This window comes from Plesiocystis pacifica SIR-1 (assembly GCF_000170895.1).
Taxonomy (GTDB): Bacteria; Myxococcota_A; Polyangia; order Nannocystales; family Nannocystaceae; genus Plesiocystis; species Plesiocystis pacifica.
This window is the reverse complement of the sequence record NZ_ABCS01000064.1, coordinates 36,155-58,356: the sequence shown is the minus strand read 5'-3', so window position 1 is coordinate 58,356 and position 22,202 is coordinate 36,155. Positions and strand designations below refer to the sequence as shown.

The 22,202-nt window shown below is 69.9% G+C and carries 13 protein-coding genes; 5 read left to right on the top strand and 8 right to left on the bottom strand.

All coding sequences use genetic code 11. The features are described from left to right. Positions 1-51 precede the first annotated feature (51 nt). The 6 genes from PPSIR1_RS27040 to PPSIR1_RS27015 all read right to left on the bottom strand — a co-directional run bounded on the left by PPSIR1_RS27040 (position 52) and on the right by PPSIR1_RS27015 (position 11,365). Positions 52-1,155, bottom strand: a complete 1,104-nt coding sequence (locus tag PPSIR1_RS27040; RefSeq protein ID WP_006974381.1) for an IS630 family transposase — start codon at positions 1,153-1,155, stop codon at positions 52-54. Positions 1,156-1,211: 56 nt separating this feature from the next. Further along, a complete protein-coding gene (locus tag PPSIR1_RS43905) occupies positions 1,212-6,380 on the bottom strand; it encodes a hypothetical protein (protein WP_006974380.1) in 5,169 nt (1,722 codons plus the stop codon). Continuing rightward, a complete protein-coding gene (locus tag PPSIR1_RS27030; RefSeq protein WP_006974379.1) occupies positions 6,377-8,086 on the bottom strand; it encodes an ATP-binding protein in 1,710 nt (569 codons plus the stop codon). The genes PPSIR1_RS43905 and PPSIR1_RS27030 overlap by 4 nt, the downstream gene beginning before the upstream one ends. Before the next feature lie 58 nt (positions 8,087-8,144). Then, a complete protein-coding gene (locus PPSIR1_RS27025; protein WP_006974378.1) occupies positions 8,145-8,486 on the bottom strand; it encodes a SpoIIAA family protein in 342 nt (113 codons plus the stop codon). A gap of 390 nt (positions 8,487-8,876) precedes the next feature. Further along, the gene (locus tag PPSIR1_RS27020; RefSeq protein ID WP_157596034.1) at positions 8,877-9,362 is read right to left on the bottom strand and encodes a hypothetical protein; all 486 of its coding nucleotides are present in this window, start codon (positions 9,360-9,362) and stop codon (positions 8,877-8,879) included. Between the two features lie 89 nt (positions 9,363-9,451). Continuing rightward, on the bottom strand, positions 9,452-11,365 hold the full coding sequence (locus PPSIR1_RS27015) for an MATE family efflux transporter (protein WP_086001733.1): 1,914 nt from the start codon (positions 11,363-11,365) through the stop codon (positions 9,452-9,454). Between the two features lie 384 nt (positions 11,366-11,749). On the opposite strand from PPSIR1_RS27015, the gene PPSIR1_RS27010 reads away from it, so the two are divergent. Next, positions 11,750-12,373 (top strand): RNA polymerase sigma factor, encoded by a 624-nt coding sequence (locus tag PPSIR1_RS27010; protein WP_006974375.1) that lies wholly within the window; start codon positions 11,750-11,752, stop codon positions 12,371-12,373. Positions 12,374-12,410: 37 nt separating this feature from the next. Here PPSIR1_RS27010 and PPSIR1_RS27005 read toward each other — a convergent pair whose 3' ends face one another. Next, positions 12,411-13,823 (bottom strand): hypothetical protein, encoded by a 1,413-nt coding sequence (locus PPSIR1_RS27005; protein ID WP_006974374.1) that lies wholly within the window; start codon positions 13,821-13,823, stop codon positions 12,411-12,413. Between the two features lie 41 nt (positions 13,824-13,864). Beyond that, positions 13,865-16,669: a serine/threonine-protein kinase gene (locus PPSIR1_RS27000; protein ID WP_006974373.1), complete on the bottom strand. Its 2,805-nt coding sequence runs from the start codon at positions 16,667-16,669 to the stop codon at positions 13,865-13,867. Between the two features lie 267 nt (positions 16,670-16,936). On the opposite strand from PPSIR1_RS27000, the gene PPSIR1_RS26995 reads away from it, so the two are divergent. The 4 genes from PPSIR1_RS26995 to PPSIR1_RS26980 all read left to right on the top strand — a co-directional run bounded on the left by PPSIR1_RS26995 (position 16,937) and on the right by PPSIR1_RS26980 (position 22,070). Then, complete coding sequence (locus PPSIR1_RS26995) at positions 16,937-18,010, top strand: H-type lectin domain-containing protein (protein WP_006974372.1); 1,074 nt, start codon at positions 16,937-16,939, stop codon at positions 18,008-18,010. Between the two features lie 234 nt (positions 18,011-18,244). Then, a complete protein-coding gene (locus PPSIR1_RS26990) occupies positions 18,245-18,811 on the top strand; it encodes a hypothetical protein (protein WP_006974371.1) in 567 nt (188 codons plus the stop codon). A 183-nt stretch (positions 18,812-18,994) separates the two neighbouring features. After that, the gene (locus PPSIR1_RS26985; RefSeq protein WP_045116826.1) at positions 18,995-21,070 is read left to right on the top strand and encodes a sulfatase-like hydrolase/transferase; all 2,076 of its coding nucleotides are present in this window, start codon (positions 18,995-18,997) and stop codon (positions 21,068-21,070) included. A 91-nt stretch (positions 21,071-21,161) separates the two neighbouring features. Next, the gene (locus tag PPSIR1_RS26980; RefSeq protein ID WP_006974369.1) at positions 21,162-22,070 is read left to right on the top strand and encodes a methylenetetrahydrofolate reductase; all 909 of its coding nucleotides are present in this window, start codon (positions 21,162-21,164) and stop codon (positions 22,068-22,070) included. The last annotated feature ends 132 nt before the right edge of the window (positions 22,071-22,202 follow it).

Sequence of the window (22,202 nt, the reverse complement as noted above, 5' to 3'; positions counted from 1 at the left end):
CGGACACCCAGTACTAGTGCCCTGTCTCAGTGATAACTTCCAAAAGTCCGGTCACTTGGTTAGCCGTCCATGGACTCGAGTGGTCCGCTGACCGAAGCGCTTGACGGAGTCGAGGATCTCGTCAGCAGTCTTAGTCCACTTGAAAGGGCCGTACTCCTCGTTGTGGACCTCGATGTACTCGCAGATGGCTTTGCGAAGCGCAGGCACACTGGTGAAGGTTCCACGTTTGAGCGCGCGCTCGGTCAGAAGCCCGAAGAAGCGCTCGACGAGGTTGAGCCATGACGAGTAGGTCGGCGTGAAGTGAAGCTGGAAGCGAGGATGGCGGACGAGCCATCGCCGTACTTCGGGAGCCTTGTGGGCCGAGAGGTTGTCGAGGACGATATGGACCTCGAGTCCGTCCTCGACGTGCTTGTCGAGCGTCCTGAGAAAGTCAACGAAGTCCTTGGCTCGGTGCCGCTTCTTGGTCCGCGCGATGACTTCGCCGGTTGCGACATTGAGCGCGGCGAACAAGTCGAGGGTGCCGTGGCGCAGGTAGTTGTGTGTCTGCCGCTCGGGCATGCCGAAGTCCATCGGCAGCACGGGCTGAGCACGCTCTAGCGCTTGGATCTGCGGCTTCTCGTCGACCGCGAGGACGATCGCATTCTCGGGCGGGTTCATGTAGAGTCCGACGATGTCGCGGACTTTTTCGACGAACTGTGGGTCGTTCGAAAACTTGAATGTCCGCACGATATGAGGCTGAAGGCCGAACGCACGCCAGATTCGGCTAACGGTTGACCGGCTCATACCTGCTTGCTTCGCCATCTCCCGTGTACTCCAATGGGTCCGGCCCTTCGGCTTCGTCTCGAGAGTCTTGACGACGACCTCTTCGACGTCCTCATCCGAGAAGGTCCGAGGGGCTCCGACGCGAGGCTCGTTGAGCAGACCCTCCGCGCGCTTTTCGATGAAGCGCCTACGCCACTTACCGACAGTCTTGCCCGAAGTCCGAAGCCTCCTGCCAACGTCGACGTTGGAGTGCCCCTCGGCGCAGGCAAGAATGATCTTCGCTCGGTGGGCCAGTTCACGGTTCGTTCGAGCCCGGCGTGCAAAACGCTCGAGCTGCTCGCGCTCTTCTTCGGTCAGCTTCAACTCAGCCTTCGGGCGTCCCGTGCGTGCCATGTTCAGGCTTAGATCACAGGCGCTCGACTTTTGGAAGCTTTTTCAGAGACAGGGCACTAGCCCCGCATGCTGGTCTCGGCGTAGGCCGCGTGGGCGCGGAGGAACTCGGCCTCGTCCTCGTCCTCGATCTCCGCATAGACGATGTTGAGGAAGGTGTAGGCCGACGACGCGAGCAGGGTCAGCGCCCCGGGGTCGCTGGCGTAGCTCGCCAGCACCGCGCCAAACAGGGCGTGCTCGGTGTTCAGCCGCGGGCCGTCCTCGGTCCGGGCGAACAAGGGCGCGCGCCGGCCCCCGTCGGCGTGCAGCTCGAGGGACTCGAGGTGGCGCTCGGAGATCAAGCCCGTGCGCTTGCCCCGGACCAGGCGCAGCTCGGCGCGCAGGGCCTCGAGCAAGAGCGCCTCGGGGGTCGGCGGCTCGGCCTGACGACGGCCTCGCTTGCCCTTGCCTTTGCTCTTTTGGGCGCGCTCGGCCTTGCGCTTGGCCTCCTTGGCCGCCGCCTGCTCCCGCGCCCGCTCTTTGGCCTGCTCGCGCTGGCGCTTGGCCTCCTTGGCCGCCGCCTCCCGGGCCTGCCGCTTGCGCTTGGCCTCGCGCTGGCGGGCGCGCTCGAGCTCCCGGCGGCGCTCGGCCTCGTAGCGCTCGCGCTGCTCACGACGGCGCTTGGCCTCCTCGCGTCGACGCTCGGCCTCCCGCGCCTCCCGGGCCCGCTGCTCGGCCATCTCCTCGGCCGAGGGCCCGCGCCACAGCTCGAGCTCGGCGAGCTCGATGGGCCGCTCCCGCGCCGCGGTCTCGGCCGAGATCCACCGGCCGTTGCTGAGCTCGAGCAGGGGCAGGTCGAGGCAGCGGGCGTAGAGCTCCTGGTCGGTGTTCGCCGGGCCCTTCCGCTTCTTGACCCGGCGCTGGTAGGCCCTGCCCTCGCGCATGTGCAGGCGCAGGAACAGGTCGCGCAGGGTCCGACGCGTCGCGGCGAAGCGCCGGCGCCCGGGGGAGTCGATGGGCGGCGAGTCGAGCAGCTCGCGGTAGCCCTCGGCCAACCCCACCCACAGCTCGAAGGCGCGTGCGGCCAGGGTGCGCCGCTGCAGCTTGGTCCAGGTCGCGCGCTTCCAGTCCTCGTCGATGTGGATGGCCTTCGCCGACGCCGACCAGATCGAGCCGCACGCCGGGAGGTTGCCGGGCAGCTCGACGACCTGGACCCGCTTGCCGTCCTCGCCCACGGCGATGACGTTGCGCCCGGGGACGATGGCCAGCCAACCGCGCAGCCCCGCCTCTTCGACGGCCAGCTCGGCCAGCGCCTCGCGGGGCGGCTCGAGGGCCAGCTCCGCCGCGTTTTGCTTGCGCATCGCCGCCGCCCGGCGCCGAGCCAAGACCGCGCTCAGATCCACGGTCCGCCCAAACAGGGCGCGCAGGCACGGCTCGATGTCCGGCCGCTCGAGGACGACCACCGGGCCGTCGGGGAGCTCCTGGCTGACGCGATACTCGAGGGTCTGGATGGGCCCCGCGGCCGCGGCCTCGGCCAGCTCGTCGGCGGACCAGGGCCGCCGCGCCCCGGGGAAGGCCGGCAACGCGGCGAGGGCCTCGAAGCGTCGACGGTCGCGGCTGGACTTGGAGCGGTAGCTGCCCGAGCCCGGGGGCCAGCGACGCAGCAGCCGACGGACCAGGGCCGCCGCGTTGGCCCGCTCGGTCTTGGCCAGCTCGTCGTAGGTCAGCGCCAGCGAGTCGATCAGCTTGGTCTGCCACCCGCGCACGAGCTCGACGATGCGCCGGTAGTCGTCCTGGCTCGGGGCGTCGTGCTCGTCGTTGAGCTCGAGGTCGTCGATCTCGATGGCCACGCTGAGCGGGACCAGGTCCTCTTGGAGCGTGAAGGTCGAGACCTCGCGGCCCTCGGTGTAGACGCAGACCTCGGTCCGGGTCTGGCGCTCGTCCCAGACCAGCCCGACCTCGCCGCGCACCGCCGGCCACGGCCCGAGCTTGCCGAGGCGGCCGTCGATGGGCAGCACGTTGAGGGTCCTGCGCCGCGGCACGCTGCGGTCGTGGACCCGAGCCCGGCGCTCGAACTTGGACCGCCCCTCGAGCCAGTCCGAGACCTCGTCGAGGGCGCGGACGTCGAAGATGCGCTCGAGCAAGCGCAGCTCGACGGCGCTCAGGGCCACGATCGCAAAGTCGACCGTCGGCGGGTCGCGCATGATGAAGGTGTCGGACACCCAGGCCAGGGGCTCGTCGCTGGCGACGTGGTCGATGATCTGGCTCAGGCTCCAGCGCCGCTGACGCTCGCAGCGGCCGTTGACGAAGCCGCGCAGCACGGGCAGCTCGAGGATCCGCGCGGTCGCCGGGACCAGGCCCTGACGCAGCAGCGCGAGGGCCCGCTCCTCGGGGCTGACCCGCGCCGTCGGGCGCTTGAGGGCCGCCTCGATCGCCGCGGCGCCCGGGGTCTCCCCGCCCTCGCTGCGCTTGCGCAGGCGCTTGGCCACGCGCTCGAGGTCCCGCTCGGGGTAGCGCTCGAGCAGGGCGAGCAAGGCCATGAGCTCGGCGCACGCGGCCTCGAGGCCCCGCTCGCGGCGCAGCTCCAGGAACAGGCGATGCAGGCCGCCCCGACCCAGGACCAGGGCGGGGACCATGAGCGCCAGCCACCACTCGCACTCCACCGCGTCCTGGGGCGAGGCGCTCAGGCGCCCGCACAGCTTCTCGACCAGCTCGACGAGGGCCCCAAACACCGGCACGCGCAGGCCCCCCGCGTCGTGGAGGCCGGACCAGTCCTCGCGCACCCGCAGCAGCCCGGTCTGGGTGTGGTGCAGGTCGCCCTGGATCCACATGCGCAGGCCCGGCAGGGGCATGACCAGGTCGAAGCTCGCCAGCTCGCGCCCGGCGATGACCACCGACACGGCCATGTCGCCGCGCACGGCGGACTCGAGGTCGAAGCGGCGCAGCCCGAGCGCGCCCGGGATCGCCCCCTGCCCCGCGCTGCCCCCCGCGCCCTCTCGCGCCACGGCGAAGGGGACCTCGATCAACGTGCTGCCGAGCGTCGGCGTGGTCGAAGGTCGGTCCAGGAACGCCTGCCGCCGACGCAGAGCCGTCAGCTGGGGCAGGAAGGACTCGAGGGACCTGTCGCCGACCAGCGGGCGCAGCTGCTCGCGCTCGGCCTTGGTCAGGATCACCACGGGGTGCTCGATGGAGGCCGCCATGGACGCGGTCATCACCGCGCCATCCGGGAGCCAGGCCACGCGCCGGCCCGCCTCGCGCTCGGCCACCAGCTCCGCGACGCTGACGAAGCCCTCGCGCCCGCGCTCGAGCTTGCGGAACAAGGGCACGTGGGCCAGCGGGTGGTAGTCCTCGGGCGCGCCCCCGAGCTTCCAGTCTGGCCGGGTGGCGAGGTCGCGGCTGCGCGACAGGGAGCGCCGCGCCTGGCTGCGGCTGAGCCCGAAGGCGTCGAGGAAGGCGCGCTCGTAGTCCGACTCGGCCGCGCGCTCGATGTAGAGCTGGAGCAGCTTGCGGATCTCGGCGGGGACGGACTGGCCGCGAAAGCTCGCGGCGAGCTTGGCCACGGCCGCCTCGATACCCGCGAGCACGGCGACGAGCGCCCGGCCCAGGTCCAGATCCGGCTCGGCGCGATCGTAGGTCGGCGCGGGCACCAGGCGGGTCGAGACCACGGCGCGCATGCCCGGCAGCCCCTCCTCGAGGGTGATCTCGTCGAGCAGGCAGCCCTGGGTCACCAGCCGGACCCAGCTGTCGCCGCTGCCGGGCAAAAAGCCGACCTCGCCACGGATCGCGTGGCCGGCGACTCCTCGCCCCTTTTCTTGCCCCTCCTCTTTGCGCGCGGGCAGGCTGCCCTCGATGGCGTGGGTGACCCAGTAGCGCACGTCCGGGAGCTCCGCGAAGTGGGTCCGGGACATGAACTCGAGGCGCTTGAGCTGGCGCGCCTGCTCCCGGGCGAGGACCTCGGTGTAGTCGTCGCACTGCGAGCCGAACATGTGCTCGAGCAGGCGCTCGGTCTCGCCGTCGGCGTAGACCACGAAGGGCACGTCGAGGGGCGCGAACTCGAAGTCTTGGCTGGAAAAGCGCACCGGCCAGCGCGAGCGGATCAGGGCCTCGGTGCTCAGCGCCTTGGCGCCCACGGCCGGCCAGATCGGCGCGCGGGCGATGGCCGCGAACAGCTCGTCGCTGTCGAGGAGCTTGCGCAGCTGCGAGCGCCGGTAGCCCCGGCGCCGCCACCAATCGAAGCAGGCCGCCTCCAACCACTCGGGCGGATCGACGCCCGCGCTCCCGTCGACCCACGCGCTGACCAGGCGGGCGAGGAGCTGATCGTGGGCCTCGACCACGGCGCCGAGCACCGCCTCGAAGGCGTCGTCGCGCAGCAGCCGGGTCTGGGACACGTCGCGGCGCAGGGGCCGGGCGTCGACCAGGGCGCCGAAGCCCTCGACGCAGCCGTCGAGCTCCTCGGTCTCCACGGACACGCCGTTGGCCAGGAGGTGGACCTTGGGCGGGGCCAGCTCGCGGGTGCCCTCGACGCACAGGCCCAGGTAGACCTCGCCGACGACCTCGCCGTCGAGCACGACGGGCGCCCGCTGGACCGCCCCGGCGCTGTCTCGGCCGCGGACGAAGGCCTGGGGATCGGAGATGCGATCGCCGTTGATGCTCACCGGCGTCCGCGACCACCGGCAGGCCTCGCGCAGGATCGTGGCCTCGGCGATGTTGCCCCGCATGTGGCGGAAGAACTCGATCACCAGCCCGGGCCGGAAGCGATCGCGGACGTGGATGTGGGTCCCGGGCTCGGCCCCGCTGAGCGCCTCGACGCGGTCCTCGGCGTCCGGGCGCAGCTCGAGCAGGGTGCCCTCGCCGTCGCCGCCCACGCTCTGGACCCGCAGCCAGCGCGGGTTGAGGGCCATGGCCGAGTTGACCGCGAAGGCCAGCTGCTGGGCGGCGCGCAGGGACTCGAGGGCCTCCGCGGCGACCTCGGCCGGGTCCACGAACAGCGCCCCGTAGATGTTCTCGAGCCAGCTCTGGTCGAAGGGCTCGGCGGAAAAGCGCAGGTGCACGTCGTCGCTGTCGATCTCGAAGGCCAGCGCCTCGGCCCCGGCCAGGACCGCGGCCTCGACGAGCAAGAGCACGTAGTCCCGGGGGTTGGCCAGCTGGTACTGGCGCAGCTTCTCCCGCGCCTTCTCGGCGTCGATGCTAAAGCCGCCGCGTCCCTCGACCTCGCCCGCGCCGAGCAGGTCCGCCATCAGCTCGCTCATGGCGTCACCTCCCGCGCCCCGGCCGAGCGGACCCGTCGGCGTTCTCGGGCCGCGTGGGTCGCGACCAGCAGGGCTTCGTCGGTCTCCGCGTCGAGCTGCCTGCCCAGGAAGAAGGCCTTGACCGCCATGTAGGCCCCGAGCTCGGGCTCGTCGACGGCCAGGGCGGCGATGGTCCGCACGCTCGGGTGGTCGGCGTTGAGGACCACGACCCGGCGGCTGGCGAACAGGCCGCGGCCGAGCTCGCCGCAGTCCTCGCTCCGGGTCAGCTCGCCGAACTGCGCCTGGGTAATCGCCACGGCCTCGCGGACCGCGGACCCGGCGTAGTCGAGGTGACCCAGGCGGACCCCGCCGACCTTGGCCCCCCAGGTGTCGAGCAAGCGCGCGACCTGGGCGGCGAGGATCTGCCAGCGCTGGGCCTCCTCGCTGTTCCGGGGCGGCAGCGCCGTGCACCAGGCCTCGACGTCGACGACCGTGGGCGCGACGCGCTCGAGCAGGGCCCGCCCCGCCGCGTACGCGGCCGCCCACGCAGGCGAGCTCCCCTTGCCCTTGTCCTCCCGCACCCGCGGCAGCCAGACCACCAGGTGGCCCTCGGCCTCGAGCTTGACCGTCAGCTCCGAGCGCCGCGTCGCAACCACGACCTCGCGCTTGGCCGGGCGGCGCAGGTCTTCGAGAGTCCAGGTCTGCCCGCCAGGGCTGACGAACACCGGCATGGCCGCGCAACCTTCGGCGAGCTTGGCCGGGGACTTCTCGTGGACCGCCGCGCAGCGCCACAAGTAGGCGAGCACCCACGCGTCGTCCTCGGACAGCTCCGGCAGCGCCGCCGCGGACGGCCCCGTCGCGCCCGCGCGCTTGACCACGGCGTCGCGCAGGGCCTCGAACACCGCCGCGCACAGCTTGGTCGCCACGAGCTCGCGGACCGAGCGCATGAGCCGCTCGAAGCCCGCCTCGCGGATGACGTCGTCGCGGGTCAGGGTGTGCTCGAGCTTGGGCGAGTCGGCCTTGAACGCGACCCCGGGGATCATCTCCTGCTCGCACAGGGTCAGGCCGCGGTTGTAAAAGCCCGCGAAGCTGGCCCCGTCGTCGCGGTGGCCGACGATGATGTGCTCGCCGTCGACGAGCTTGGCCTCCGCCGAGATCGGCACGTCGAGGGCGAAGGGCTCGTTGATCAGCTCGCCCTCGACCCGCACGTCGCCGCGGACGTGGCGGCACCAGTAGGCGATGACCTCCGCGGCCCGCTCGCGGAAGCGGTTGAAGGCCCGGCGATCCATCTGCTTGAAGATGCGGATCTGCGTGCCCTCGACGGGCTGGTCGAGGCGCACGAGCTGAAAGCGGCGGCGCTCGTCGAACACGATGCGCCAGTGCTCGCCGGCCCGCCCGGTGTCGATGCACACCGCCTCGGGCTCGATCGCAAACACCGACACGAAGCCGATGCCGAACTTGCCGATCTTGGTCCGGTCGCCGTCCTTGCTCGACGAGAACAGCCGGGTCAGGCGGGTGTCGATGATCTCGCGGTTCATGCCCGCGCCCCAGTCGTTGACGTGGACCACGAGCTTCCCGCCCTCGTGGACGAAGTCGATCTCGACCTCCTGCGAGCCTGCGTCCAGCGAGTTTTGAATCAGCTCGCGGAAGAAGGCCATCGAGTCCGAGAACTGATTGACGAGGCGATCGAGGGCGTCGTCGACGGACAGGGGTTCGGGCTTGGCCACGGCCGGCCCAGACTAAACCGCGGGCCCGCGGGATCGCCAGGCGTCCCCGAGGGCTGCGCTAAAGACCCGTGCGCGCCCAGGTCTCGGCTTCGCTGCGGCTGGAGAAGGCCTTCATGGCCTGCCCGGCGGCGAGCGACATCGTGGCCACGACGACGTGGTAGAGGCGGTTGTCGGTCACGATCGCCACGCGGACCACTTGGTCGCGCCAGCGCTTGTTCCAGTCGACGAAGGCGTGGCGAGCGTCCAGGTCGTAGCCGCCCATCTCGGAGCAGTCGAGGATCACCGTCGCCAGGCCGACGCTGGCGATCTGCTCCCCGAGGGTCCCGAGGGTCTCGTCGAGCTGGGCCCGGGTCAGGTGCCCGTCGAGCTTGACGACGAAGGGCTCCGCGCTCAGGCGCATGCCCGATTGCGACGCCGACGCGATTGTGGCTCGAAGACCCATGACTCATGGATGGCGTACGCCGCCACAATCCACAAGTTCCACGCAAGCTTTGCCCGTGACCCTGAACACGGGCGCCCGCGGGGGTACTCAGAGGGTCGGCCAAAACGAGTTTTGCCCGACCCTCTGCCTATTTTAGCCGTCGTGGACGACGCCACGCCCTCCCTGCCCCACGTCCACGACTCAGAGACTGTGAGTAAATCACAGTCTCTGACTATTTTAGCCGTCGTGGACGACGCCACGCCCTCCCTGCCCCACGTCCACGACTCAGAGACTGTGAGTAAATCACAGTCTCTGACTATTTTAGCCGTCGTGGACGACGCCACGCCCTCCCTGCCCCACGTCCACGACTCAGCTGGGCCGCTCCCCCCACCACGCGCGCGCTTCACGACGCAGCCCCTCGCGCACGTCGACCAGCTCGCGGTCCTGGCCCGGCGCGTTCAAGATGGCGTCAAAGCCCGCGTCGAAGTCCTCGCACACCGTCGTGGGCGCCCTGGCCCGGGCCATCATCAGGACCGCCGACATGAACACGCGGACGGTCCGCCCGGCGATGCCGTCGATGTCGATGACCACGGCGTTGGCCCGGGTGTGCGGGTCGTAGCGGCGAAACTGGGCCTTGGCCCGCTCGCGGTTGTCGGCGTCGGGAGAGACCAGCGCGCCGACGCTGCGCAGCAGCGCCAGGGTGCACAGGCCCGCGGGGTAGCGCTCGACGGTCTCGTCGAGATAGCGGTCGACCAGATCCATGTCCCGGCGCATGGGCTGGTCGGACCACGCGAAGATCACCAGCGGCCCGCAACGACCGACGCGCAGCGAGCTCGTTTGTGCGAGCTCCTCCAAATATCCAGTGGAGGGCCCGCCAGCGCCGTCCCTAGCGCTCACCGCTCCAGCGTAGCGGATCGACCCCCCGCGCCGCGACCGACTTTGGATCAACTCGCGGAACGGGCGCGGACCAGACCCCGGGCGTGCCAGCCCTCGACGACGTCGGAGACCGCCCCGCGCAGCTCCTGGGACAGCTCCAAGCCGTCGAGCAGGCCCTCGACCTCGGGCTCTTCCCCCGCGCGCACCCGCCCGTAGACCGCCGACAAGCGCATGCCCAGGCGCAGGAGCTCGAGCGCCGCTGGGATGTCCCCCTCGGCGTCGAGGTCCTTGGTCACCCAGCCCCCGTCGTCGACGTGGCGGTGGTGCTCGACCCGCCCCTCGCGCTCGAGCTGCTCGAGCACCACCGGCGGAAAGCGCAGGTCGAGCTGACCCCCCCGGTGGATGTGGCCGATCTCCCGACCCCCACCGCAAAAGAAGCCCAGCGCGTTGCCCCGGGTCTTGGCCACGTGCAGACCCGGGAGCGCGCTCGCCCCATCGACGAAGCGATCGAGCACCGCGGACACGTCCGCGCGCACGGCGATGAGCGACTCCGAGGCGCGGGGCACCGCCGCGCTCACGGCCACGGCCTCGCCCGCCCGCAGCGGCGAGTCCTCTTCGTGGACCGCCTCGGCGCCCTGGTAGAGGTCCCGCGCCCAGAAGTTGGCGATCAGGGCGGTCAGCACCGTGGCCGTCGCCACGCCCGCGAAGATGCCGGCCAGGTCCGCGATCTGGCTGCCCACGTAGGCCAGGGGGATGGCCAGCAACAAGCTGCGCATGGCCGAGATCAGCGTCGAGCGCACGGCCCGATCGATGGCGTTGAAGGTCGCGCTGACCACACTGACGACGGCGTGAGCCCCGTAGGTCGCCGGGATGATCCAAAAGAACAGCCCGAGCACCTCGTGGACCTCCGGGTCGTCGGAGAACAAGCCCGCCATGGTGTCGCCGAGCAGCAGCAGGAACACCCACGCCCCCGCGCCCCACAGCAGCACGAAGCGCCGGCAGATCTTGAGCGCCTCGGCCACCCGGTCCTTGTGGTGCGCCCCCCAGTTTTGCCCGATGAAGGGGGTCAGCGCCGCGCTCAGGGCCATGGGGGCGATGAGCACCAGGCCCTCGAGGCGCGAGCCCACGCCCCAGGCTGCGATCGCGGCCTTGCCCTGGGTGGCGATGAGGGCCGTGAGCGCGCCGGTGGCCACGGGCGCGAGCATGTTGGTCGCCGCCGCCGGGATGCCGACGCTGAGGATCGAGCGCCACGAGTCCATGAGCTCCGCGCGGGTCGGCCAGTGCAGGTCGAGCATGTTCAGCCGCGGGCCCAGGACCCACAGCGCGGCGATCAGCGTGGTGACCCGAGCGCACAAGGTGGCGATGGCGGCCCCGCGCAGGCCCATGGCCGGGACCGGGCCCCAGCCGAAGATGAAGATCGGGTCGAGGATGCCGTTGACGATCGCAGCGCCCATCATGATGAACATCGGCGTGCGCGCGTCCCCGGTCGCCCGGATCGCCCCGGAGCCGAGCATCGGGATGACCAGGAAGGCCGCGCCCGCGAACCACACCGTCATGTACTCGAGCACCAGCTCGAGGATCGGCCCCTCGGCTCCGAGCAGGCCGAACACCACGCGCTGGGTCAGCAGGCCCAGGCCCGAGAGGGTCGCGACCATGGCCAGGGCCAGACCCAGCGCATGGGTGGTCAGGCGTCGGACCTTGCGCTCGTCTCCGCCCCCGATCGCCCGGGCGATGGCCGAGGTCGTGCCCACGCCCAGGCCCATGGTCGCGCTCATCACCACCATGATGATCGGGAAGGTGAAGCTGATCGCCGCGAGCTCGTCGGTGCCGAGCTGGCCCACGTAGTAGGTGTCGACGAGGTTCAGGGCGATCAGAAACACGATCCCCAGAGACATGGGCGCCGCCAGGCTGGTCAGCGCCTTGCGGATGTCCCCCTCCACGAGGGTGGCTCGGGGAGCCTTGGGGGCGCCGGGGGTAGTCATCGCGTTGGCAGTGTACGCCGCCCCGCCTGGGAGGTTGCCGGGAACGGAAACTCGACGTCTCCACGGCCCCGCTACGCCGCCACGACCGCGCGACCAGGCCAGAACCTGCCTCGGCCCCAAGCACGAGTGGCGAAACCCTCGACCGTGGTGTCCACCTACATCGAGCTCAACTTTTTTTCGGGGCCGTGGGCCCGGCCATGGGCACCAGTGAGGGCGGGGTTGCCGCTCTTCAAGATTGGGCCTTCGGATGACCGATGCGCACCGTGATCCTGTTCGAAGAGCGCAGCGCCCGGGCGAATATCGTCCCGGCCAAGACCTGCTTTCGCGCCCAGAACAGCGTCGCCAAGAGCAGCCACTCCTGGGAGCCTTTGTTATGTTGCAGGGGTGAAGGCTGACGATAGCGCGCTGCTCGAGGCCTGGCGCGGGGGAGACCGGACGGCGGCGGGGGAGCTGCTGTCCCGCCACTTTCGCAGCCTCTATCTGTTCTTCGCCACCAAGGTCGGGCAGCAGCACGAGGTCGAAGATCTGGTCCAGCGCAGCTTCACGGGCGCCCTCGAGGGCGTCGCGCGCTACCGCGGCGAGGCCAACGTCAAGACCTGGCTGCTGTCCATCGCGCGCAACGTCCTGCGCCAGTGGGCCTACGAGCGCAGCCGCCAGCGTCGGCGCGAAGCCCCGATCGGCGACAGCTCCGTGGCCGATCTCGGGGCCGGGATCAGCACGGCCTTCGAGCTCGCGCGGGAGCAGCGGCTGCTCGTCGCGGGTCTGCAGCGCCTGCCCCTCGACTCCCAGATGATCCTCGAGCTCTACTACTGGGAGAAGCTCAAGGCCCGCGAGCTCGCGGTGGTGTTCGAGGCCCCCGAGGGGACGATCCGCGGGCGCCTGCGCAAGGCCAAGGATCTGCTCGAGGTCGAGCTGGGTACGCTCGCGCGCTCGGGAGAGGAGCTGAGCTCCGTGCTCGAGGGCCTCGAGACCTGGGCGCAGGCCATCGCGGAGCAGGTCCCGCGCTGAGAGGGAGCTGGGGTGTCCGCCGAGGGTCGGTTCGGGCTCAGCCGCAGTCGTCGGTCTTCTTCTTGACGATGAGCGTGGGGTCGTCGGTGTCGGCGAACCAGTACGTGACCTGCTCGCACTCATTCTCTGTGTTAATCACCTGGGCCATGCCTCCCGCGGCGATCGTAGCGATGGAGGTGTCGGACTGATCGTAGAGCTGAACATCATCGGGCCCGCAGTTGACCAGGTAGAGCTGGTCGTCTGCCGTCCTCGTCGGCGCGAAGGGGATCCCCGCGAGGCGGCTGGCGGAGTCGGTGCCGGCGGCGGCGGCACAACCCTCGAGGCGCTCGAAGCGGACCACGGGCTGGGTGGTGTCCGCGACACGGACAGAGCGTCGATCAGAGTCGGGGGTGCTCTCCTCATCCTCCGAGAAGCCAACGAAGATGGCGTTCTCGGGCAGGATGTAGCTCGCCGTCTCGTTCGGCCGAATCACCACTCCCGAGGACCTCCAGTCATAGTTGGAGTCGTAGTCCGAGGGGCACAGCAGATAGGGAGAGCGGTACTCGTCTGAGTCACCTGTGTCACCTGCGTAGGTGCCCGTGACGCCATCAAAGAGGAGCGCGTACCACAGGTGGTAGGTCGGAGCGCTCGTGCTCTCCGAGGCGTTGGTGATGGTGATGGTGCGATTCTCGTAGACGGACACGTAGCTGCGGATCGCACGCTTGTCCTCTTGGCAGGCGTTGTAGATACACTCGAGTCCGGAGTCGCACTCGCTGGTCGCCTGACACTCACAACCGAAGCCTTTATTAGTGGCCGAACAGTCGCCAGAGGCCATGCACAGGCCGGCGTTGCACTCGAGGTTCGCATCATCGCACGAGTCGGAATCGCGGCAGGGGCAGCCCGGGGCCCCGGCAACGCAGTCGTTGAGGCGCTCGATGCCCGTGCAGTTGAGGGTGATGCTGTTTCCGAGCGGGTTCCCTTCTGCGATTTTAGTTGTGCTGCCCAGGTCTGAGTAGTTCTTGCCCTCGTCTCCCGAGTATTGAACCAGGATCGAGTCCATCGATGTGCCAAAGGCGATCCATATCTTGTTATCACTGGAGACTGTCTTTTTGACAATTGCGCCTGTGGCATTCCCACTACTATCGATCTCCTTGAGCTTGAGCAGCAGAGGATTATCACTATCATCACTCTCATTGGTCACGTAGCCGATCCCAAAACGATAGTTTGGGTTGGGCTCTGCTTCGAAGGTGAGGTTGTTGATGTCGGGGCCGGTGATGCTCCCGAGGTAGGCGAGAGAGGTGAGATCCTCGCTGAGATCGGCGCAGGTGCGAAACACACCGTCGGCGACCTCGCTCGCAGCATCGAAGGCGCACGAGCCTTCGTCGTCACCGCTAGCGTCGGCGCAGGCGAGGGGCGTGAGCGCCAAGGTCGCAATGACGAGGGGGAGCTTGGTCATGGGGAGCTTGGTCATGGGGAGTTCCTGTTCAGCAGTCGAGCTCGCTCGCGCTTCAATCAAAAATATCGCGCGAGCCAAGCTTGGATCTCGTTCTCCTTTCCGGGTAGGTCGAGGGCTCCGAACTGCGCGCTTGCAGATTCCGCCAGGTTTTGGGCCTGAGGCCGTCGCTCGAGCCCGAGCTCGGCGCGGGCGAGGAGCCAGGTGGCGTCGGCGAGCTCGAGGGGGTTGTTGCCGTGGCGCTCGAGGTTGGCGCGGGCGCGGGCGAGTTCGCGCTGCGCGGCGTCGAGCTGACCGAGGGCGAGGTAGGTCGCGCCCAGGGCCTTGCGGGGCACGTCGAGGGCCGCGCGCTCGGGCGTGCCCGTGCCCTCGAGCTGAGCGACGGCGCGCTCGAGCATGGCGCGGGCCTCGAGGACCCGGCCGTCATGGAGCAGGGCCTCGCCCAGGTTGGCCTGGAGGAGGGCGAGATCTTCGTCGGACTGGTGCTGGTGCTGGGCGAGCTCGAGGGCGAGGCCAAATGCGGTCGCGGCGGCGGCGAAGTCCCGTTCGTAAAAGGCGGCGCTGGCCAGGGCCGTCTGGGTGATGAAGCGGTCGCGGTCGAGGACGCCGAAGCGCTGTCGCAGCACGCGATCTGCGGCCTCGGCGTGGGTCCGAGAGCTCTCGAAGCGGCCCTGGATGATCTCGACGTTGGCGAGGAGGATGTGCGTATCGGCGATCCCGCGGCAGTCGGGCCCGAACTCCGCGGCGTAGGCGTCCAGGGCCAGCTGCGCGGCGTGGGTCGCCTCCTCATGCTTGCCTGCGTCCATCGCATCCTGGGCGTCGCCGTAGTGTTTGTCGCCCTGGGCTTGGACCCCGACTTCGAGGGGGGTTCGTCGCTCGAGCTCCAGGGCCGAGCGACGAGCAGCGTCCGCGCCGGGGCGGTCGTCGAGGGCGACGAGGGCCAGGGCGAGGTTGCGCAGGACTCGGGCGCGGAGTCCGTCGTTGCTGGGTCCACTGCGGGCGAGCTCCTCGCTCGCGGCCTGAAAATCGCGGGCGGCGGCCTGGTGGTCCTCCTTGAGGAAGGCGACGCGACCCCGGGCGACCAGGGCCCGCGCGTAGACTCGAGGTTGGCCGCGGAGCTTGGCGGCGAGCTCCATGGAGCGCTGGGCGCTCCACTGGGCCGCGTCGACGTCGAGCTCGAGCTCGAGCTCGATGTCGGCCTTGCGGCGCCAGGCTGCGGCGAGCAGGGCGGGGTCGTCGAGCTCTGCGGCGAGATCGATGAGCGCGCCCGCGTAGCGGTGGGCGTCCTCGGCCTTGCCGGCCGTGGTCGTGAGGGCGGTGAGGGTCTCCAGGGCGTAGGCTCGGAGGGCCGGGACGTCGAGGGCCTCGATCGAGGCGAGGGTGTCCTCGGCCGCGGCGATGCGCGCTTCGAAGGAGACCGGCTTGGCTCCGATGCGCAGGTCCACGAGCCGCGCTCGCAGCTGGGCGGCCTGCTCCGCGGTCTCTGGGTCCAAGGTGGGCTGGGCGCGAGCCTCGAGCAGGGAGGGGGAGAGGCAGGTCTGCGGATCTTGGATGTGTCGAAAGGGGTCGGCGCGCAGGGGCTCGCCGCCCTCGAGGGCGATGAGCACGACCTCGAGCTCGACGAGGGAGTTGTCGAGGCAGGCGCGGCGGCGATCGAGGGTCTCTGGGGAGCGGGTCTGCTCGACGTGGACCTCCTCGCAGCTGCGCTGGGCCGCGCCTCGCCAGCGCCCGCTCCAGTCGTCGAGGAGGGGGGCCATGACAGCGGCGGCCCCAGGCTCGAGGCCAGCGAGGAGGGCCGCCCGCCGCTCGGCGCTCAGGGTTCGCTCGAGGGCGGCGTCGGTGCGCGAGCAAGGGACGGGGGTGGGCGCTTGGCTCGTGAGGGTGGTCCCCGCGACGAGGCCCGCCGCCAGGGTCAGGCCGAGGGCCGCGGCGCCCAGCCACAGGCCCCGCCGGCTCTCGAGCTGAGCGAGGAGCGGACCCATGCTCGGGTAGCGCCGCGTGGGCTCGGGATCCAAGCCCCGAGTCAGGGCGCGTCGAACCCTCGGGCTCATGAGCCCGCGTGCTGCACCCGTTGGCGGGACCGGGGGGTGAGCTTGGGGGCGTTCACCGGTGAGCGCCTCCCACACGGAGACGCAGTAGGCGTACTGATCGGCCAAGGCGTCGACGCGCTGCCGGGCCCGCTGCTCTGGGGCCGCGTAGGCGAAGGTGCCCACGAAGGCGCCTGTCTCGGTGGGCGACGCCTCTTCCTCCGAGGCGCGCCGAAGCGCGGGCTCGGTCGAGGGAAGCTGGCCTTCGCGGCCGTCGACGCTGCGGACCAGGCCGAAGTCGATGAGGCGCACGCGCCCGTCCTCGCCGAGCAAGACGTTGTCGGGTTTGACGTCGCGGTGCACGAGGCCGCGCTGGTGGACGCTCTCGAGCCCGCGCCCCGCGGCGATCCAGTGGCGGAGCACGGCGCGGGGCTCGGGGTCCTGGGCGCTCCACTCGCGCATGGTCTGCCCGGGCACGTACTCCATGGCGATCCACACCCGGCCCTCGTGGGAGCCGACGTCGTAGACCGCGATCACGTTGGGGTGGGAGAGCCTCGCCAGACTCTGAGCTTCGCCGAGCAGGCGCGGATCCCCGCGGTCGGGGTCGAGGTCACTGCGCAGGAACTTGAGGGCGACCAGACGTTGAAGCTGCTCGTCATGGGCCAGCCACACCGAGCCCATGCCCCCGCGTCCGAGCTCCCGCTCGAGGACGAAGCGACCGATCCGCACGGCCTGGGGGGCCTCGCCCAGGAGCTTGGCGAGGACCCTCCGCTTGGCGAGGGCGAGGGGCAGGCCCCCGGTGGGGGCCTCGCCGATGGGGTTGGAGTCCTCGCTCATTCCGGGCAGCGGCGCAGGGAGATCAGGGGATCGCTGCTCTCTCCCGCGATGTTCTGAGCCCGCGAGCGAGAGCCTTGGTGGCTTCAGACGATACGCGATGGTCGAGGACCATCGCGGCAAAAATAGGTCTTTGTGCGGGATGTTTCATCCGAAATCGGAAAAGAGTCGTTCTTTGGTGTCAGTTGGCCAGAAACCCACATCGACAGGAGGAGTCAGTATCCTTCGATTTTCTTCGATCGTTTTTGGGTCGGTCTCGACCAAGGGGGCATGCAAATCGTAGCCAAACGCTCCGCCTCCTTCCTCGCCCTCCTCAGCTGCTCCATGCTCAGCCTCGCCGCGCCCGGCTGCGAGACCGAGGGCTACGAGAGCGCCCTCGACGTGACCATGCGTGACACGGGGCCCAACGTCCGCGGTGGCTACGTCGACTTCGGCGACTTCGCTGCGGGCACGGTCTGCAAGACCGAGAGTTTCGAGTCCCTTGGAGCGGGTTCCGGCCCGCTCCGGGCTCTGGTCCACGTCGACCACCGCGGCTACGCTCAAGAGCAAGACCGCGACGCGACCACGGCCTGGGTCCGGTGGCTGACCGAGGATGAGATCAAGATCTGCGTGCGCGAGACCAGCCACTCGTTCGAGAACGGCGACGGCGGCTCCCACATCGACGGCCTCGGCGTCAACTACCGGGTCTTTCGCCAAGACTCGGTCACCCAGGCCAGCCGCGCGAGCGGACGGAAGAACGGTCGGACGATGACCGGCGACGCGCGGGACTGCGGCTGGGTCGACTTTGGCAAGGACTTCGGCGAAGTCCCGGAGCTCCACGCGACCGTCTTTGGGGCCAACGCGGCCGACAACACCAACGTCCACCCCAGCGGCACCAACGTCATGGACCGCGGGGTGACGGTCTGGATGGAGAAGGTCGAGTCTGACCGCGCCAAGATCTGCGCGCGGGCGACCTCTGTCGACCCCGGAGACGACACCGAGCTCAACTACGCCATCGACTGGTTCGCCTACCTCTCGGGGACCAACCCCCAGCCGGGCTCGGTCTACGACAGCGGGACCTGGACGCCGCCGGGCGTCGACGTGCACGGGTGGATCGACAACGGCGAGACCTGCGTCCCCCAGACCTTCGCCACCGACTTCAACACCACCCCCGACGTGTTCGTCTCCATCGACCACGTCGCCTACTCGGGCCACGACGCCATGACCACCTGGATCGAGGACCTCGACACGGAGGGCTTTGATCTGTGCTTTAGCGAGCTCGCCACGCCGGGCACGCCTGGCAGCAATGACGACTCGGTCCACCGCGCCGATCTGCGCCTGACCTGGACCGCGATCGAGTCCTGAGCTCGGTGCTGGCCTGGGCAGGCCCGGGCGAGTCCTTGACGGCTCCGGAGGTCTCGACGAGGCCCCGGACGCTGTCGACCACGGGCAGGCCGGGGTCCGCCTCGCGCCAAGGGGCGAGGACTCGGCGACGCTTGGCGAGGGCCAGACCCAGAGCATGGGTCCGCCGCCACGACCGCGCGGCCAGCCCAGAACCAGCCTTGATCCCCAGCGCGAGTTGCGAAACCATCGATCGCGGTGTCCGCCTACATCGAGCTCAACTTCCGGGCCGTGGGCCCCGTGGCGCACGAACGAGCCGCCGAGCGCCTCGACGCCATCCCCGGCGTCGACGTCATCTTCGACCACACCCACCCCCTCGGCCTCCTCCAGCGCCGACGCCTGTTGGTCGAAGAGTGGGCCTGCCGGATCCTCGTGTGCGCCCAGGACACCCAAGACTCGCGGGCGCCGGACGAGCGCGTCGCCGACGAGTTCGACCCCTACCGCACCGTACAGATCGGCGGCGTGAAGCACCGCGTCCCCCGGGAGCTGCGCGCGCTCATCGACGCCCTCGACGCCAAGTACCGCCTGGTCGAGTCGGGCTGGCTGCGCTTTTCGACCCGCTACTACGAGGCCGAGATCCTCGAGCCCTTCACCGATCAACTGCGCGAGCAGCTCGAGGGCAAGACCGGCCACAAGCTCGAGCTCCGCGGCGGTCGCCTGCACGGCCGGGTCAAGGGCGCCGTCCCGACCATCCACACCTTGACCGGGGTGCTCCGGCGCTCGGGGCTGGTCCACTCCGACGCCCTGCTGGTCGGCTACGACTGATCGCGACGCCATCACTCGACAGTCGAGGCCGCCCAAACCACGGCGTCACGCAGACGCGAACGTGACCTCGACGCAGGAGTCCTTCGACCGGATGGGGCGATGGCGCGCGCGCTTTGCGTATTTTTTGAGGGTGGTGTGACAGATAGCCCCCACGGGCGCGAGCCTGCGTGCTAGGGGTGCGCGATGCCCGACAATGTGACCCCTCCCCCAGCCCCTGCTCGCCCCAACATCCTGCTGATCATGGTCGATCAGATGCGATTCCCTCGCTTCGCCTACGGCGAGCAGGGTGGCTTTGTCGACCCCCTCAAGCAGATCTTTGGCTTCCAGGGCCACGCCCACGACAGCAACGCGTTCAAAGACTTCTTCCCTGGGCTGTGGGCTCTGCGCGACAACGCCGTCGTGCTCCGCAACCACCGCATCGCCTCCTCGGCCTGCGTGCCCAGCCGGACCGTGGTGTTCAGCGGTCAGTACGGGACCATCACCAAGGCCACGCAGACCGACGGAGTGCTCAAGAACGGCGCGGACCGGAAGTTCCCCTGGCTCGGCCCCGACGACTTCCCGACCCTCGGCGACTGGATGCGCGCCAACGGCTACACCAGCCACTACTTCGGCAAGTGGCACGTATCCGGCGAGGCGACCACGGACCTCGAGGGCTACGGCTTCTCGGACTGGGAGCTGAGCTACCCCGACCCCCACGGCACCCTGCCCAACAACCTCGGCCACTACCGCGACTACCAGTTCGCCGACATCGTGACCTCCTTCCTGCGCCGCCGCGGCCTGGGCATCCCCTACTGCGTCCAGCACGCGGCCCACAACGTCGCCGAGGCGACCAAGCGCGAGCGCGACGACGTCGAGGAGCCCCAGGATCCGCCCGCGCCCTGGTTCGCCGTCGCCTCGTTCACCAACCCCCACGACATCGGCAGCTTCCCGATCCCCCGGGCGGTCTACGACGCCGACGTCGAAGGCGCGCCCTACACCCTCGCCGTGCCCCCCAAGGGCGCCAAGGGCACGCTGCCCAAGGGCGGGACCATGGCCATCGACCTCAACCCCCTCGGCTTCCCGCAAAACAACGCCGACGTCCCGCCGACCTGGGACGAGAAGCTGCGCAACAAGCCCAGCTGCCAGCTCGACTACGTCTACAAGTGGGGCCTGGCGCTCATGTCCAAGGCCGGGCTGAACGCCGCGACCTCCGTGGACAACCCCGGGACCAAGCGCGAGCAGCTCGCCCGCGCCGTGAAGGTGACCCTGGCGAGCAACGCCTCGGGCATGCCGCTGGCCCTGACCGACAACCCCGAGCTCGCCTGCCGGGCCTTCATCCAATACTACGCCTACGCGATCCAGCAGGTCGATCAGCACATCGACAGGGTCCTGCGCGCCCTCGACGAATCGGGCCAGGCGGACAACACCATCGTGATCTTCGCCCCGGACCACGGCGAGTACGCGGGCGCCCACAACAAGATGTCGGAGAAGTGGCACTCCGCCTACGAGGAGTTCACCCACGTGCCCGTCGTCGTCCGCTTCCCCGACTCCCTCCACGTCGTGCCCGGGGGCACGCGCCAGGTCGACGAGCTGACCAGCCACGCCGACTTGCTGCCGACGATCCTCGGCCTCGCCGGCGTCAAGGGCCCCGCGCTGAAGGCGACCCTCGCCCAGCTGCGCCGCACCCACGACAAGAGCTACATGCCCGTGGGCTCGGACCTCAGCGAGCTGCTCTACGGCCGCGCCGCGAGGGCCCAGGACCCCGAGACCGGGCGGCCCCGCGAGGGCGTGCTGTTCATGACCCACGACACGATCACCGCGCCCCTCGACGGCGAGACCGAGACCGACCTCGACGACGAGAGCGTGCCGCTGAGCGCCTACGACGTGTTCCTCGCCGCCGTCGACGAGCTGCGCAAGGGTCGCGAGGACTGGCCCGACGAGGTCGAAGACATCGCGCCCGGCGAGGTCTGCCAGCCCTGCCTGGTCAACGCCGTGGTGTCCCGCGACAACTGGAAGCTCGTCCGCTACCACGCCCCCGCCGACCAGGCCCCCGGGGTCCCCGACCAGTACGAGCTCTACGACCTCGACCGCGACCCCACGGAGGAGCACAACCTGCTCGTGTTCAACGGCGAGTTCCCGACCCCGGCGCCGCTGCAGTCGCTGCCGGAGGAGCACCACCCGCGGGTCGACATCGCCCAGAAGGCCGAGGCGATGATGGCCCTGCTGCGCGAGCTCGAGCAGCGCATGCTCGTCGAGCCCGTCAGGGCCGAGCCCACCTGAGCGAAGGTCCGCTCCTCGAAGCTCCAGCTCGAGGCGGAGGCGGCCGTGCTCGTGCTTGTGGGCTCCGCCTCGCTGAGGCACCCTCCGCCGCATGGCCGCCCCCTCCGCCTGGTCCGTGCCCCAGCTGACCTACGGCATCACGCCGCCCAAGGTCTCGATGGCCGAGCCGCGGCGGCGAAGCGTCGCCGCCGCGCAGAGCGAGCGCATCCGGTCCCTGCCCGTCGACGCCCTCGTGGTCTACGACCTCCAGGACGAGTCGAGCCGCACGGACGTCGAGCGCCCCTTCCCCTTCATGCGAGCCATCGACCCCCTCGACTACGCCCTCGACTACCTCGAGGTCCCCCAGCCCAAGGTGGTCTACCGCTCGGTCTCGGGCCACGACGCCGCGTCCCTCGGCGCGTGGCTGGAGCGCCTGCGCAGCGCGGGCGGGGCGACGGTGCTCGTCGGGGCGCCCTCGCGCAGCCAGTCCGTCAGCCTGCGGCTCAGCGACGCCTACGCCGTCCACGAGGCGCGCAGCCCCGACCTGCCCCTGGGCGGTGTGCTCATCGCCGAGCGCCACGCCGCCCGCGGGAACGAAGACCAACGCTGTCTGCGCAAGGTCGAGCGCGGATGCAGCTTCTTCATCAGCCAGGCCGTGTACTCCGTCATCGCGAGCAAGAACTTGCTGAGCGATCTGGTCTACCGCTGCCAGGACGAGGGCCGCGAGGTCCCGCCCATCTTGCTGACCCTGACCCCCTGCGGGTCCAAGAAGACCCTCGACTTCCTCGCCTGGCTCGGTGTCGAGGTCCCCCGCTGGCTGCAAAACGAGCTCGCCCACGCCAAGGACATCCTCTCGACCTCCATCGAGACCAGCGTCGCCGCCTTCGAAGAGCTCCACGACTTCGCCGCCCAAAAGGGCATCCGCCTCGGCTGCAACGTCGAGAGCGTGTCCATCCGACGCGCCGAAATCGACGCATCGGTCGAGCTGGTCGAGCGCGTCGCGAAGATTCTGGGGCGCTAGCAGGACATCGGAGAAGTCCTCACGACACCTCGCTTGGTCTTTTCGCCGAGCTCTTTGTCGCCAAAACTTGCGGTGGGATCCCACTGCGAGCGCCGAATGACAACGCCAGCGAGTTCCCCAGATGTGCCCTGG

Excerpts from the sequence above, each read along its gene's own strand:
- PPSIR1_RS27040 (WP_006974381.1), bottom strand. The coding sequence starts at position 1,155 with ATGGCACGCACGGGACGCCCGAAGGCTGAGTTGAAGCTGACCGAAGAA.
- PPSIR1_RS43905 (WP_006974380.1), bottom strand. The coding sequence starts at position 6,380 with ATGAGCGAGCTGATGGCGGACCTGCTCGGCGCGGGCGAGGTCGAGGGA.
- PPSIR1_RS27025 (WP_006974378.1), bottom strand. The coding sequence starts at position 8,486 with ATGCGCCTGAGCGCGGAGCCCTTCGTCGTCAAGCTCGACGGGCACCTG.
- PPSIR1_RS27015 (WP_086001733.1), bottom strand. The coding sequence starts at position 11,365 with ATGACTACCCCCGGCGCCCCCAAGGCTCCCCGAGCCACCCTCGTGGAG.
- PPSIR1_RS27005 (WP_006974374.1), bottom strand. The coding sequence starts at position 13,823 with ATGACCAAGCTCCCCATGACCAAGCTCCCCCTCGTCATTGCGACCTTG.
- PPSIR1_RS27000 (WP_006974373.1), bottom strand. The coding sequence starts at position 16,669 with ATGAGCGAGGACTCCAACCCCATCGGCGAGGCCCCCACCGGGGGCCTG.
- PPSIR1_RS26995 (WP_006974372.1), top strand. The coding sequence starts at position 16,937 with ATGCAAATCGTAGCCAAACGCTCCGCCTCCTTCCTCGCCCTCCTCAGC.
- PPSIR1_RS26985 (WP_045116826.1), top strand. The coding sequence starts at position 18,995 with ATGCCCGACAATGTGACCCCTCCCCCAGCCCCTGCTCGCCCCAACATC.
- PPSIR1_RS26980 (WP_006974369.1), top strand. The coding sequence starts at position 21,162 with ATGGCCGCCCCCTCCGCCTGGTCCGTGCCCCAGCTGACCTACGGCATC.